Annotated in this window: 13 protein-coding genes, 1 tRNA gene and 1 pseudogene; 9 read left to right on the top strand and 6 right to left on the bottom strand. The window is 69.2% G+C overall.

The window, feature by feature from the left end; translation table 11 throughout:
• The first annotated feature begins 204 nt into the window (after positions 1 to 204).
• Entirely contained in the window at positions 205 to 2,547 is a 2,343-nt protein-coding gene (locus S1361_RS21640; RefSeq protein WP_208033456.1) for a transglycosylase domain-containing protein, read from the top strand.
• Between the two features lie 293 nt (positions 2,548 to 2,840).
• Here S1361_RS21640 and S1361_RS21635 read toward each other — a convergent pair whose 3' ends face one another.
• Complete coding sequence (locus tag S1361_RS21635; protein ID WP_208033455.1) at positions 2,841 to 3,308, bottom strand: GatB/YqeY domain-containing protein; 468 nt, start codon at positions 3,306 to 3,308, stop codon at positions 2,841 to 2,843.
• 94 nt (positions 3,309 to 3,402) lie between these two features.
• On the opposite strand from S1361_RS21635, the gene S1361_RS21630 reads away from it, so the two are divergent.
• From S1361_RS21630 to S1361_RS21620, 3 genes are all read left to right on the top strand, one after another.
• Positions 3,403 to 4,329: a metallophosphoesterase gene (locus S1361_RS21630; protein WP_208033454.1), complete on the top strand. Its 927-nt coding sequence runs from the start codon at positions 3,403 to 3,405 to the stop codon at positions 4,327 to 4,329.
• A 326-nt stretch (positions 4,330 to 4,655) separates the two neighbouring features.
• A complete protein-coding gene (locus tag S1361_RS21625) occupies positions 4,656 to 5,414 on the top strand; it encodes a Pr6Pr family membrane protein (RefSeq protein WP_208033453.1) in 759 nt (252 codons plus the stop codon).
• 67 nt (positions 5,415 to 5,481) lie between these two features.
• Positions 5,482 to 5,555, top strand: a tRNA-Pro gene (locus S1361_RS21620).
• A 97-nt stretch (positions 5,556 to 5,652) separates the two neighbouring features.
• Here S1361_RS21620 and S1361_RS21615 read toward each other — a convergent pair.
• Positions 5,653 to 6,204: pseudogene (locus S1361_RS21615) on the bottom strand (tyrosine-type recombinase/integrase); the annotation flags it as partial.
• 91 nt (positions 6,205 to 6,295) lie between these two features.
• On the opposite strand from S1361_RS21615, the gene S1361_RS21610 reads away from it, so the two are divergent.
• Entirely contained in the window at positions 6,296 to 6,829 is a 534-nt protein-coding gene (locus tag S1361_RS21610) for a SigE family RNA polymerase sigma factor (RefSeq protein WP_208033452.1), read from the top strand.
• Positions 6,830 to 6,838: 9 nt separating this feature from the next.
• A complete protein-coding gene (locus tag S1361_RS21605) occupies positions 6,839 to 7,702 on the top strand; it encodes a hypothetical protein (protein WP_208033451.1) in 864 nt (287 codons plus the stop codon).
• A gap of 276 nt (positions 7,703 to 7,978) precedes the next feature.
• Here the strand turns inward: S1361_RS21605 and S1361_RS21600 are convergent, their stop codons facing one another.
• The 3 genes from S1361_RS21600 to S1361_RS21590 form a co-directional block, all read right to left on the bottom strand.
• The gene (locus S1361_RS21600) at positions 7,979 to 8,416 is read right to left on the bottom strand and encodes a hypothetical protein (RefSeq protein ID WP_208033450.1); all 438 of its coding nucleotides are present in this window, start codon (positions 8,414 to 8,416) and stop codon (positions 7,979 to 7,981) included.
• A 77-nt stretch (positions 8,417 to 8,493) separates the two neighbouring features.
• Positions 8,494 to 8,706 (bottom strand): hypothetical protein, encoded by a 213-nt coding sequence (locus S1361_RS21595; protein WP_208033449.1) that lies wholly within the window; start codon positions 8,704 to 8,706, stop codon positions 8,494 to 8,496.
• A 129-nt stretch (positions 8,707 to 8,835) separates the two neighbouring features.
• Positions 8,836 to 9,135 (bottom strand): hypothetical protein, encoded by a 300-nt coding sequence (locus S1361_RS21590; protein ID WP_243769252.1) that lies wholly within the window; start codon positions 9,133 to 9,135, stop codon positions 8,836 to 8,838.
• A 653-nt stretch (positions 9,136 to 9,788) separates the two neighbouring features.
• Between S1361_RS21590 and S1361_RS21585 the strand changes: the two genes are divergently transcribed.
• The 3 genes from S1361_RS21585 to S1361_RS21575 all read left to right on the top strand — a co-directional run bounded on the left by S1361_RS21585 (position 9,789) and on the right by S1361_RS21575 (position 12,729).
• Positions 9,789 to 11,144, top strand: a complete 1,356-nt coding sequence (locus S1361_RS21585) for a phosphatase PAP2 family protein (protein ID WP_208036709.1) — start codon at positions 9,789 to 9,791, stop codon at positions 11,142 to 11,144.
• Between the two features lie 135 nt (positions 11,145 to 11,279).
• The gene (locus tag S1361_RS21580; RefSeq protein ID WP_208033448.1) at positions 11,280 to 11,957 is read left to right on the top strand and encodes a hypothetical protein; all 678 of its coding nucleotides are present in this window, start codon (positions 11,280 to 11,282) and stop codon (positions 11,955 to 11,957) included.
• Positions 11,958 to 12,012: 55 nt separating this feature from the next.
• Positions 12,013 to 12,729, top strand: a complete 717-nt coding sequence (locus S1361_RS21575; RefSeq protein WP_208033447.1) for a DUF1775 domain-containing protein — start codon at positions 12,013 to 12,015, stop codon at positions 12,727 to 12,729.
• Between the two features lie 90 nt (positions 12,730 to 12,819).
• Here the strand turns inward: S1361_RS21575 and S1361_RS21570 are convergent, their stop codons facing one another.
• The gene (locus S1361_RS21570) at positions 12,820 to 13,755 is read right to left on the bottom strand and encodes a nitroreductase/quinone reductase family protein (protein WP_208033446.1); all 936 of its coding nucleotides are present in this window, start codon (positions 13,753 to 13,755) and stop codon (positions 12,820 to 12,822) included.
• Between the last annotated feature and the right edge of the window lie 167 nt (positions 13,756 to 13,922).

Below are 13,922 nucleotides of genomic sequence, written 5' to 3'. Positions count from 1 at the left end.
CCCTGCGGATCTCCGGCTGGGTCCGGAACGATTCGGGGTCGCCGGACGTACAGCTACATGACCGCACTGCTGTGACAGTTGAGAGCAGCTTAGGCCAAGGCCTGGGCGCGTGTCCGGCGAATGGGAACGCAGACCCCCCGCTTTGCCGTGCCGTGATGCGGTCGCTCCTTCGGAACGCTCAACAGTACGGATTAGGCTGCCCCCATGCCAAAGAAGCGCCCGGGCGGCGGTCTGTCGCCCATGCAGCAGGCCGCCAAGTTCCTCGGTGCCAGTGTGCTCGCCGGAGCCGTGATGGCCGGCATCGCGCTGCCCGCGGCCGGCGCACTGGGCCTCGCGGCCAAGGGCTCGGTCAAGAGCTTCGACGAGATCCCGGCCAACCTGAAGAGCCCCCGGCTGAGCCAGCGCACCACGATCCTGGACAACCAGGGCAAACAGATCGCGACCGTCTACTCCCGCGACCGTACGGTGGTCGACCTCAAGGACATCTCGCCGTACATGCAGAAGGCGATCGTCGCGATCGAGGACTCACGCTTCTACAAGCACGGCGCCGTCGACCTCAAGGGCGTACTGCGCGCCCTGAACAAGAACGCGCGGGAGGGCGGGGTCGCCCAGGGCGCCTCCACGCTCACCCAGCAGCTGGTGAAGAACTACTTCATCGAGGAGGCCGGCGACGACCCGACCAAGGTCGCCGAGGCCACCCAGCAGACCCTGGGCCGCAAGATCCGCGAGCTGAAGTACGCGATCCAGATCGAGGACAAGCTCGGCAAGAAGAAGATCCTCGAGAACTACCTGAACATCACCTTCTTCGGCGAGCAGGCCTACGGTGTCGAGGCCGCCTCCCAGCGGTACTTCTCCAAGCACGCCAAGGACCTGAACCTGCAGGAATCCGCGCTGCTGGCCGGCATCGTCCAGTCCCCGAGCCGGTACGACCCGGTGAACGACGAGGCGGAGGCCACCAAGCGGCGCAACATCGTCCTGCAGCGCATGGCGGAGCTGGGCGACATCTCCCAGAAGGAGGCCGACCAGGCCAAGGAGAAGCCGCTCGGCCTGCACACCAGCCGCGCCAAGAACGGCTGCATCACCGCGGTGAAGGGCGCCGGCTTCTTCTGTGACTACGTCCGCCAGGTCGTCCTCACCGACCCGGTCTTCGGCAAGACCAGGGAGCAGCGGGCCAGGCTCTGGGACCAGGGCGGCCTGACGATCCGTACCACGCTCGACCCGCAGGCCCAGAAGTCCGCGCAGGCGTCCATCAAGGACCACGTCTACAAGAGCGACGCCGTGGCCACCGCCGCGACCATCGTCGAGCCCGGCACCGGCAAGATCCTCGCGATGGGCCAGTCCCGCCCGTACGGCGTCAACGTCAAGAACGACGAGACGACGATCAACCTGTCCGTCAACTCGGACATGGGCGGCGGCGCCGGGTACCAGCCCGGTTCCACGTTCAAGCCGATCGTGGCCGCGGCGGCCGTCGAGGGCGGCAAGCCCCCGACACAGGAGTACTCCTCGCCGTACGAGATGCCGTACCCGAGCCCGGTGTCCGCCTGCAACGGCAAGCTGTGGCGCGACGACCCGAACAAGCCGACCAAGCTCACCAACGAGAACGAGTCGGAGCGCGGCCCGTACGCCATGAAGGAGGCGACCGCCAAGTCGGTCAACACCTACTACGTGCAGCTGATCAGCGACATCGGCATCTGCCCGGTCGTCGACCTGGCCAAGAAGATGGGCGTGCAGCGCGCGGACGGCCGCAAGATCCAGCAGGCGCCGTCCATCGCGCTCGGCACCCAGGAGGTGTCCCCGCTGACCATGGCGAACGCGTACGCCACCTTCGCCGCGCGCGGGATGTACTGCACCCCGGTCGCCATCGAGTCGATCACCCAGAAGGTCGGCAGCGACCAGAAGTCCCTGGAGGTGCCGAAGTCGACCTGCTCGCGGGCGATGTCGGAGAACACCGCGGACACGGTCAGCACGCTCCTCAAGGGCGTGGTCGAGGACGGCACGGGCCAGGAGGCCGGTCTCGGCAGCCGCCCGAGCGCGGGCAAGACGGGTACGACGGACGAGCGCTTCGCGGCCTGGTTCGTCGGCTACACCCCGAACATGGCGGGCGCGGTCTGGGTCGGCGACCCGCAGCACAAGCGCAAGATGACCAACATCACCATCGGCGGCGTCCCGCACGACAAGGTCTACGGCGGTGAGGTCCCCGGCCCGATCTGGCGCGACATGATGAGCGGCGCCCTCGAGGGCAAGCCGGTGGAGGAATTCCACCTGATCGACATCCCCGACCCCGTCCACGAGGGTGATGACCGGGGAAAAGGCCGAAGGGGGACGGACGACGGCAACAACGGGGACACGGCGGGACAACTGATCGGCGGACTGATCGGCGGACCGACGGACGGGGGAGCGACGGGCACGGCAGCCACGGGTGACACCACCGCCGGCGCGCTCGGCGGCACCTTCCCGACTCCGACGTTCTCCATCCCCGAGAACTTCATCCAGGGCCAGGGGAACGGCGGGAACAACGGAAACGGGAACGGGGGCGGCCCGGGCTGACCGGCGCACGGTACGACGGCGGGGCCGCACCCTTGGGTTGGGGTGCGGCCCCGTCGTCGTGGTCGTGGAGGTCCGGCCCCGCCGTCGTGGTCGTGGAGGTCCGGCTTCGCCGTGGTGGTCGTAGGCGGCCGTGCGGGTGTGGTCGTGGAGGGGGCGGCCGGGCCGGTCGTAGATCCGATACTCGGCCACCCTGCGACCCGGCGCCCAGCCCTCGACCCGGCGTCCAGCCCTCGACCTGGCGCTCAGCCCTGGACCCGGCGCTACGACCCGGCGCCCAGCCCTGGACCCGGTGCTCAGCCCTGGAGGAGCTTCTTCACCGCGGCGGCGACCCGGCCGCCCTCGGCCTGGCCGGCCACCTTCGGGTTCACGATCTTCATGACGGCGCCCATGGCCCGCGGCCCCTCGGCGCCGGCCGCCTTGGCCTCCTCCACGGCCTGGGCGACGATCGCGTTCAGCTCCTCGTCGGACAGCTGCTTGGGCAGGTACTCGGCGAGCAGCTCGCCCTCCGCCTTCTCCCGCTCGGCCTGCTCGGCCCGGCCGCCCTGCGCGAAGGCCTCGGCCGCCTCGCGGCGCTTCTTCGCCTCACGGGTGATCACCTTGAGGACCTCGTCGTCGGACAGCTCCCGCTTCTCCTTGCCCGCGACCTCCTCCTTGGTGATCGCGGTGAGCGTCAGCCGGAGCGTCGAGGAGCGGAGCTCGTCGCGCTCCTTGATCGCAGCGTTGAGGTCGTCCTGCAGCTTCGACTTGAGCGTGGTGGTCATGGCCCGATTGTCGCAGGTGCACGACCGTTCACGCCCGCGCATTTAACCGGGCGGGCGGTCTCGCCACACCCAACCGGTCTGACACGATGGGCACATGCGCGCGCGATACGGAATCCCCCTTGGCATCGTGGCGGCCGGCGCCGCCGGCCTGGTGTACGCGGCGGGCTTCGAGGCCCGTTCCTTCCGACTCCGGCGGGTCACCGTCCCCGTCCTGCCCCCGGGCATGCGCCCGCTGCGTGTGCTGCAGGTCTCCGACATCCACATGGTGAGCGGCCAGCGCAAGAAGCAGCGCTGGCTGCAGTCACTGGCCGGACTGCGCCCCGACTTCGTGATCAACACGGGCGACAACCTGTCGGACCCCGAGGGCGTCCCCGAGGTCATGGACGCGCTCGGCCCGCTGATGGAATTCCCGGGTGCGTACGTCTTCGGCTCCAACGACTACTACGGTCCCAGGCTCCGCAACCCGGCCCGCTACCTGCTGGAGAAGACGAGCGGACGGCACGGCCTGAACGGCAACCCGCCGGTGGTCGGCGCGGTCCACAACCCGTGGGAGGACCTGCGGGACGGCTTCGACGCGGCGGGCTGGCTGAACCTGACGAACACCCGGGGGGTCCTCAAGATCGAGGGCGCCTCCATCGAGCTGACCGGCCTGGACGACCCGCACATCAAGCGGGACCGCTACGCCCAGGTGGCCGGCGGCCCGTCCGGTACGTACGACTTCTCGCTCGGCGTGGTCCACGCGCCGTACCTGCGCGTACTGGACGCGTTCACGGCGGACGGCTACCCCCTGGTCCTGGCCGGCCACACCCACGGCGGCCAGCTGTGCATCCCCTTCTACGGCGCCCTGGTCACCAACTGCGACCTGGACACGGACCGCGTGAAGGGCCTCTCCACGCACACGGCGGAGGGCCACACCTCCTACCTCCACGTCTCAGCAGGCTGCGGCACCAGCCGCTACACCCCGGTCCGCTTCGCCTGCCCACCGGAGGCGACGTTGCTGACGTTGGTGGGGCGGGAGTAGCTGACGCTGGTGGGGCGGGAGTAAGGGAGACGCCGGGAGCCGCACGGGAGCCGGGGAGGGCCTGCTCGTGCGGCGGGCTGGCTCGGGTGGGTAGCCGGGTGGCTGGGCAACTGGGCGAAGGGGACGGCCGGAGGCCGGGCGAGACAGCTGGAACGCCAGGCGCGGCAGCCGGAGGAACAGCCAGAAAACCGGACGAGAGAGCGGGACGGCCAGGCTGACCCGGACGGCCGTACCTCCCCCGGACGAGCCAGGTCAGGCCGGACAGCCGTAACCCACCTGGACGAGTCCACCTGGCCGCACCACTCCCCCGCTCCTAGCGTGAGGGCATGACCGCCCCGATACCCAGGGAGATCCCGGAGCTGCCCGCGGTCCCGGGTCCGCCCCTGCTGCTGCCCGCCCCGGTCCCGGCCACGGCGGTGGTGGCCCCGGTCCGCCGCCCCCTGGCCGCGGTGTTCCGCCTCCTGACCGCCGTGGCGGCGGCAGCCGGCGTCGCCCTGGAATGCCTGCTGGGCCCCACGGCCCGGATCCTGAGCCACTTCAGCGTCCAGGCCGGCGTCCTGCTGGCCGTGGTCATGTTCCTGTCGGCGAGACGGGCCTGGCAGGCCCGCCGCCCGCTCCCGTCGGCAGTGACAGGCGCCACACTCCTGTACGCCCTGACCGCCGCGCTGGTCTACCACCTGCTCCTGGGCCACACGACGCCCCCGTTCTCCATGACCGGCGCGACGACGGTCCCGGAACGCTGGCACGCCCAGTGGGCGGCCCTCCAGATCCTCCACACGCTGGTACCGGCGGCAGCCCTGCTGGACTGGCTCCTGCTCACGCCCGCGGCCCGCCTGCACCTCCGCCAGACGGCGGCCTGGCTCCTCTACCCCCTGGCGTACCTGACCTTCTCCCTCACCAGGGCTGCCTTCCTCCCACCCACCAGCCCGTCCCGCTACCTCTATCCCTTCCTGGACGCGGCCGCCCACGGCTACCGCGGCACCCTGGCCAACGCCCTCCTCCTGGGCCTCGCGATCTACGCCCTGGCCGTCCTCCTGGTAGCCCTCGACCACACCCGCCCGACCCCGGTCCGCCACCGCGCCTGAAACCGGATTTCGTCCAGAGCCACCGGTGGGCTAAAGTAAACGACGTCGCCGCGACAAGCAGCGACACCGGGGTGTAGCGCAGCTTGGCAGCGCGCTTCGTTCGGGACGAAGAGGTCGTGGGTTCAAATCCCGCCACCCCGACAGCCGAAATAGCAGATCAGCCACCTCCCAACGTTGGGAGGTGGCTGATCTGTTTCTGCGTGCGTGTCTGTCTGCGTGACTAACGCTTTCCGCGTGTCTACGACCTCCGCTCCCTCATACCGAAGATCCCGTCCATGATCACGACACCGGTCTGGATCACGGGCCGGATCTGCTTCCGGTAGACCTCCTCGGTCACGGCGGTCCCGGAATGACCGACGAGCCGCGAGATCTCCTCCAGTGGGACACCCCGGTCGGAGAGCAGGGACACGAAGCTGTGCCGCAGCTCCCTCGGCGTCCACTCGTCCGGGTTGATCCCGTCGATGCCCTTGAGCGCCTGGCGGAAGGCACGGCGGACGTTGGCGGCATCGAGAGGCTTGCCCACGGCCGAGGAGAAGACGAGGCCGTGTTCCTCCCAGGCGTCATCAGCGGCGAGCCGGTCCGGCCCCTGGTCCTCGAACTGCTGCCAGAGAGCGTCCACGCAGCGCGCCGGCAGGGCGAGCGTGCGCCGGGACTTCCGGGTCTTCGTGTCCCCGCTCCTCCGGACCGACCGCCGGACGGCGATGTGCAGAGGCTGCGGCGGGTCGAGGTCCGGCCGGCCGTTCAGGAAGACGTGGTCCCAGGCGAGGGCCCGCAGTTCCTCGGACCAGGCGAAAATTCGGTTTCAACCTTTACTGTGCGGCAGCGCTCTGAAGAGGGGTGACAGGACACGGCCCCTTGACGGGGTCTGGAGAGGAGAGCAGATGCCGGAGAACGGCCGAGGCTCCGAAGCGTCGCAGGGATCCCAGGCGCCCGAGAGCTTTGAGGCCTTCGCCCAGGCGAGCCAGAGACGGTTGTACAGGACCGCGTACCTGCTGTGCGGGGACCCGGACACGGCCCGGGACCTGACGCAGACCACGCTCGCCAAGCTGTTCCAGCACTGGCGGAGGGCGAGTGCCGCCGACCACATCGAGGCCTACGCCAGGACCGTGCTGACCCGCACCTACCTGGCCGAGCGGCGGCGGCGCCTGCGGGACCTGCTGGCGCACTCCCGCCCCGACACCCGGTCCGCGCCCGACCACACCGATCTGCGCGTGACGCTGATGTCGGCACTCGCTGGGCTGCCGCCCAGGGCGCGAGCCATGGTCGTGCTGCGGTACTGGGAGGACCAGAGCGTCGAGTCCGTCGCCGAGCTCTTGAAGTGCAGCGAATCCACAGTCAAGAGCCAGTGTTCACGCTCCCTGGCAAAGCTGCGCGCCCAACTGGGCGAGGCCCACGTCTACGCCACGGGGAGCTGAGGAACCGCCATGAACGACAACATCACCGAGGAAGACCGCCGCAGCGCCCTGCTGGTCAGGAACGCGATGGACAGTGCAGTGGCGGAACTGCCCGCGCCACACGACCTGGTTCCCGCCGCCGTTACCCAGGGCCGGCGCCGCAAGACGCGTGCCCGTCTCGCCACCGCCGCCGGGATCACCTGCGTGGCCGGGGCCGTGCTCTTCGGCTCCCTGACACTTACCGCCGGGGGCGACGCCGACAGGACGGTCCGTCCTGCCACGAGCAGCACCCCCTCGCCACACCAGTCCGTCCAGCCGGAGCCCTACCGCACGCCGATCCACATCGACCCCACGAGCGACGACGAACGGGCCATGACCAACCTGCCCCCCACAGAGCGGAAACGGCGAGCGCAGTTCCAGCAAAAGGCGGCTGTCCTCCTCGACAAACTGCTGCCGGACGCTGTCGGCCTGATCCGGCCGGTCGACCTCGACGTGTCGCGCTACCAGGGCGAGATCACAGACGGGAAGGTGTTCACCATCATCTTCTCCGTACGGCCCTCCGGCGACGGCCCGGACTCGAAGCACTGCCCCTCCGCTGCTCTTGCCGCCAAGGGCGGAAGCTGTAAGCAGGCCACGCTGCCAGGCGGCATCAAGGCCACATCGCTCCGCGTGATCACCGACTCGTCCGAGACCATGTCCACCGACGTCCACTTCCGCTACGGACGCAGCGATGTCTACGTCTCCATCGAACCGGACGTGAACGCCAAGGCCTCCGCCCCCGTCACCAGCGAGGAACTGCTCGCGGCTGTGGGTGACTCCCGCTTCCTCGACCTGGTGCGGTACGCCGACGAACACCCGATGCAGAAGAAGCAGACCACCATCGCGGGCGGCTGAAAGCGGGTGGCGGTGTTGAGGCCAGGACCGATGCAGCAGTGAAGTACAGCAACCACAGCAACCGCCCCCGTTCGACAGCGTCCTTACAACCCCGAAGCTCGACCGGTACGACCCTCACCGACCGCTCCACAGAGAGCTACGGATCAGAAGGCGGACGGGCTGGTCCTGTGCCAGCCCGTCTCAATCGTGATGCCGCGGACGCAGACGTCCCGCAGTGCTCCGTCTGCGAGGAAGTGTTCCGGCCGGTACCCGAGTTCATCATCCCAGCGCCGGCCCTCACGCCTTGTGGCCCGGTACGAGGGGACGGAATGCGGCGAGGGCGGCTTCCCAGTCAGATGCGACCGGGTCTTCCGGAGGGAGGGCGGGACCTAGGTCCTCTGCCGCGCGTAGCACAGTGGAGGCGAACTCCGGCGCCGTCGTCCGTGCGACGACTCCGTCCTTACCGGCGACCGACAGGCCGTCTTTGGTCCGTCGCACGGCAAGGCCGAAGGAGGTGCCGGCACCGGTGAAGCTCAGCATGCGGGCGTTGTCCCGGAGAAAGGCACCCAGGCTGTCCAGCAACTGGACGACCGAAAGGTAGATCATCATGCCCTGATCGGGGACATGGCCGGCCGAGTCGGCCGTGCCGAGATCCCCGGTGACGGCCATGTCACCCAGATCGAACCCGCCGGCGTCGCCTTGGCCGGATCGTACGGTGAACCGCACAGTGATCACGGGGTCTACCTCTTTGCCTATCGGAAAGAAGACAGTGATCCGGTTTCGGCCTCCGGGCCGACACACCGTCGGCCTTCTCAGCCGCACGGAGTGATGATCTCCCAGTCCTTTGCGGAGTCCCCAGTCAGCAGGTACTCGCTCAGATACATGTCTGTGTCCTCCTGGAGGTCGTCCTCCAGTTCCCAGACGGACTCGCACTCGGGGCAGAGGAAGAACCTCTGACCCGTGTCCTTGCGCTCGTAACAGCGCACCCAGTCCTGGCCGCAGTGCGCACAGGCGACCTTGTCCATCAGTTCCAGCTCCTCGGGAAGGCCGTGATCACTTCGTTGCCGTGTTCGACGGTGATCGAAACGTACAGACCCGGGGGTCCGACCAGGTGCCGGGATGGCGGACGTATGCCGAGGGGTTGGGGGACGGCTTCAGGCCCAGGGGGTCCTGGCTGAGGTAACAAGCTGTCTCGGGGTCGTAGTGCTCGTCAGACCGAGCACCAGGATGCCCGCCGCACTCTCGATCTTCTTCTGCTGCGGCTTGTAGGCACCGCCGAACTTGTCGCCCTGCTCGTCGTGGCCCCAGGGCTCACCCAGGCCGTCCAGTGTCTGGATCAGCGTGGTCAGCGCCTTGCTCAGATCGATGGCCCCCTGATGGAAGGCCGGAGCCGCCGCCTTGATGTCGGCGGTCTTGATGTCCAGGACCTTGCCGGGCACCTTGCCGTCGCCCACCGGTGAACCCCCGTTCGCAGTCGCGGTATCCGACCATAGGGCAGACGGGTAAAGGAAGTGTCATGCGGTCCTGCGCCTCCGCCAGGACTCGGGTCGAAACGGGTGGCGCGTAGGCGTGCAGAGCCCTTCGGGCGCACGCGCTGGGAGCCATCCGGGAGCCAACCTGCTCCCCGAGCCCCTTCCAGGCCACGCAACACCAGTCGAAAACACCCCACTGAGCTGCGGAAACGCCGTCGAAGCCGACAGCCTCACCAACCGAACCTCATGCGGGACGTAGCGGTTCCTGCACTCCGCTGCCGCACATACATCAGAGGCCCATTCACGAGCGGCGTGCGGTCAGCTGTTGAGCTTGGCCGCCTGCATGTCGGTCAGCCGGCGGACGTAGAGGGCGGCGCCGTAGCCGCGGGCCATCGTCGCCCGAATTGATGCAATTCGGGCAAGTTGCTTAGTTGCAGGGCTACTTCACACTACTACTGCGTCCATCAAGGGAAAATCAGCGTCACAAGCATTCCCACCGCCACCCCGTTAGCATGTTCGAGCCAACGCCGACTGCCCCTCCGTCCGACATCCGAATCCACGCCACCCGGCCCGAAAATGGCCTGGTCAACCACACAACAAATCGGGCCAGACAGTTGACAAATAGAGCATCGCGGATGTTTTCGCGAATAAACGGGAGAACCGCACCCACCGTATGGCGTCGACCACGCGCGATACTGTGGGCCACGGCTGGTGTGGGGGTACTCGGCTTCCTCATCGCGCTGGAGATCGTCGCGCGTCGCGGCGCCGGCATACCGGGGCCGTTGACCGAGCAGGCGAAAGAGACGGTATTCGCCCCGAAGCCGGGGCCGCTGTACGCCGGTCTGGCATTGACGATGGTGGTGCTCACCTGGCGGCAACGGTTCATCGCGGCTGGTGCCGCGATCGGCATCGACGTCGTCTTCGTACTGGTGCGATGGGCGATCGGCGCCAAGGTGACCGACGGTCATTCCTTCGGCAACGGCGCCTTGTGGGTGATGCTGGGTTACGCGGTCGTCGCCGTCACACGCCGCAGCGGCCGCGAACGTGTCCTGCTGCTGAAGGGCGTCGGGCTGGGCCTGCTCCTGGCGGCCGGCCGCAAGACGGGTGACACCTGGCTGCTCATCACATCGAAGACCCGCCCGGCCGTGCTCGACCAGTACGTGGCAACCGCCGACCAAGCGCTGGGCAATCCCTCCTGGCTGGCGGGCCGGATCGTCAACGCCACCGGCCCGATCGGCACCCACCTCCTCGGCCTGGTCTACGCGCAGCTCGCGGTGGCCGCGGTCGTCGTCGCGCTGTACCAGCTGCGCAACGTGCGGGCCGAAGGCCGCTTCCCGCGCCATCATCTGGTGCGCACCTTCCTGGTGATCGGCCTCCTCGGGCCGGGCATCTACATGCTCTTCCCGGTGGTCGGGCCGGTCTTCGCCTACGGCCCGGGCGCCTCCGGCACCGGCGGCGTGGAGTGGGCCGTGGCCAACCTGTGGCCGCACACGCCACCGCCCCTCAGTGCCCCGCACCCGATGCTCTACGACGGGATCACGCCTCGTAACTGCATGCCCAGCCTGCACACGGCGTGGGCCACCGCGATCTTCATCCATACCCGCCAGGGCCCACGGATCTTGCGGTACGCGGGCACGTTCTGGCTGACCGCCACGCTCGCCGCAACACTCGGCTTCGGTTACCACTACGGCACGGATCTCATCGCCGGCGTGGTGTTCGCGCTCACCATCGAGGCAGCTCTGCGCTCTTTCGACCGCGGCTGGCATCGGTCGGGGATCCAGTTCGTCACGTACGGGACGATGGTCTTCGCCACGCTCCTGGTGTCCTATCGCTATCTGCCGGTGCAGATGGCCGAACACGCGTGGGTGTGCGGACCACTTCTCGTTCTGGCGATGGCCTCGGTGATCCACGGCTACGTACGCGTCACCGCACTCTGGGAACCGAAGGCCGCGCCGGCACGACGATCCGAACGGCAACCCGAGCTGGTGTGAGACGTCCCGGCAGGTGTCACCATGGTGGCCCGCCGCCTCCCCGCTGGGAGAATGCGGGCGAATCGCCTTTTACCCATTCGACTTTCACCGGATCCCGCCCCCCGTGCTCGGGTGATGCCCGATGATGGGCGGGTCATGACCGCACTTCGTACGGCACCGCCCCGAGCGCCGCTCCCCGTCGTACGGGCCGTCGTGTTCGCGGTCGTCGGGACGGTGCTGGGGGTGAGCGCACACCACCTCGTCACCGACGGGCCGGTGCCGTGGCGGCAGAGCGGGGCCGCGGCTGCGGTGCTGTTCGCCCTGGGGCTCCTGGGCGCTCAGCGTCCGCGTTCCCTGACCGCCGTGGTGACGACGTGCGGGGCGACGCAGGCGGGACTGCATCTGTGGCTCATGACGCAGCGCCCCGGCGGTACGGCACCCGTGGTCATGCCGGGTCATACGCATCGTGTTGCCGGCGCACCCGGAGCCCGGCACGAGCGGTTGCACGACTCCCTCGCGATGACAGCGGCACACGCGTCCCTGGCGATGACAGCCCTGCACGCGCTCGCGGCCGTCCTGGTCGCCGTGCTGCTGCACCGAGCGGACGCCGCCTGCTGGGCGCTGGCACGTGGCCTGACGACCGCGATCGACGTCGTACGACGGCACATCGGCACGGCCTGGGAACTGCTCACCCTGCGGGCCGCTTGGGCGGCGGAGGCCGGGTTGCCCCTGCTGCGCACCTGGGAGGAACGCCTCTCCTGGCAGGGAACTGCGCTCGCGGACGTGGTGGTGCGAAGGGGCCCTCCCCGCGCGGGACTCTCTCGCCCCTTCTGACCATGCCGGGACGGCCGTTCGACCGTCCCGCAGTACCCCACGCCTGGAGACATCCATGCTTCGTGCCATCACCAAGCACCGCACCGCCCGCCGCGTGGCCGTACCGGCCGCCGTGGCCGCGACGGCGGTTCTGCTCACCGCGGGCCCGGCTGCCGCCCACGTCGAGGTCAAGTCCGAGCAGGCGCAGGCCCTGGCCGAGAACGTGAAGATCGAATTCGATGCGGAGTCGGAGTCCGCCACCGCTGGAATCACCAAGATCCGCGTGGCTCTCCCGAAGGGCATCGCACCCGCCGACGTCACCTACGGTGAGGGGCCCAAGGGCTGGAAGTTCACCGCTGACAAGGACGGCTACACCGTCGGGGGCCCGGCGGTGAAGGTCGGCGAGAACGCCGAGTACTCCATCGTCGTCAAGCAGCTCCCCGACGCCGAGGAGCTGGCGTTCAAGACGCTGCAGACCTACGGCGACGGCCGCACCGACCGCTGGATCGAGCTGGACGACAACGGCGAGAACCCCGCACCGGTCCTCAAGCTGAAGGCCGCGGCGCCGGGCGCCAAGCCGGCCCACCCGTCTCCCAGCCGGACCGCGCCGGCCTCCCCCTCGGCGTCCGCGCAGGCGACGACGCCCACGGCCTCCCCCGTCTCGCAGGAGAAGGGGGACGACGACGGCGGGCTGTCGACCGGTGCGTGGGTCGGCATCGGCATCGTGGCGGTCGTCGTAGCGGGCGGCGCCGTGTATCTCGTGCGGCGCCGGGGCGGCACGTCCGCAGGGTGACGTCGGCGGCCGGCTCGTAGCGGGTACGGGCCGGCGCCATCGGCTACCTGACGTGCTCGGTGCGCCGCAGCTCGGGCCGGCCGTGCCGGATCAGGCGAACGGCGGTGCCTCGGCCGTGGCGTTCAGCGCCGTCACCACGGTCTGCTCCTCGAAGTCGAAGTGGGACTCCAGGCGGCCGGCCAGCTCCTCCAGTTCGGCGCGCAGCCGGACCGGGTCGGACTGGCCGGGCACGAAGCCCTCGACGAGCGCCTGGATGGAGTCCTGGAGCCGGGCCACCACCTCGTGCTGCTCGCTCAGCTGGGCCAGTGCCGGAGCGAGCGCGGGGAACTGCGCGGCCAGCGAGGGGAAGACGGCCATGTCCTCGCCGGTGTGGTGCCGGCGCAGCGCGCCGCAGAAGCCGAGGCAGTGGGTGCGCATCTGCTGGGCGAGGTCCTGCGGGGTGGCCTCGACGGTCTCCGCCGTGCCGTCGATCACCCGGTCCGCCTGCTCGCGCAGCGTCCTCAGCTCGCCGCGCAGCCAGTCGTGCACCTCGACGATCCAGTCCCCCATGCCCTTCACCCGCTCCTCGCCGGGCCGGGGCTCGATCCGGTGCAGCACGACGACCGGGATCTCACGGGTGGTCCTGGCCTGGTGGTCGCCGTACCCGGGGGCCTCGGCCACCACCCGTTCGAAGAGCCGGTCGCGTTCGGCGCCCTGCGGGACGGCGGCGATGGCCCGGTAGGTCTCCTCGCCGGTCTCGACCGTCACGATGGGGTTCCTGCGGACGTTGTGGTACCAGCCGGGATGCCGGTCCGATCCGTTCGCTGATGCGACGACGACGCCCTTGCCGTCGAGGACGAGGTAGCCGAGGGGGGTCTCCCGGGGCAGTCCGGTCCTGGCCCCGGTCGTGGTCAGCACGGTCAGCGACCAGCCCTCGAACATGCCGGTCATCCTGCCGTTGTTCGCGCGGAACTCGGCGATGATCCGCCGCTGGAAGTCGTCGACGTCGAAGCCGGACCCGTTGTTCTCGGCCTGTTCCTTGCTCATGCGCTTCCTTTCGGATTCCATCCGGAAAGGAGGGCGGCTGCACAGGAGGACAACACAAAAAAACCCGCATGCCTACGCAGTGGAGTGGGCGCAGTGAACCCCCGCTTCAGGGGTTGACGAAACTGCGAGAGACGGACGTGCCGGTCCCTGTGCTGGCTGAGTAGCCG

It is taken from the genome of Streptomyces cyanogenus (assembly GCF_017526105.1).
GTDB lineage: Bacteria > Actinomycetota > Actinomycetes > Streptomycetales > Streptomycetaceae > Streptomyces > Streptomyces cyanogenus.
This window is presented reverse-complemented; position numbering and strand designations above follow the sequence as displayed.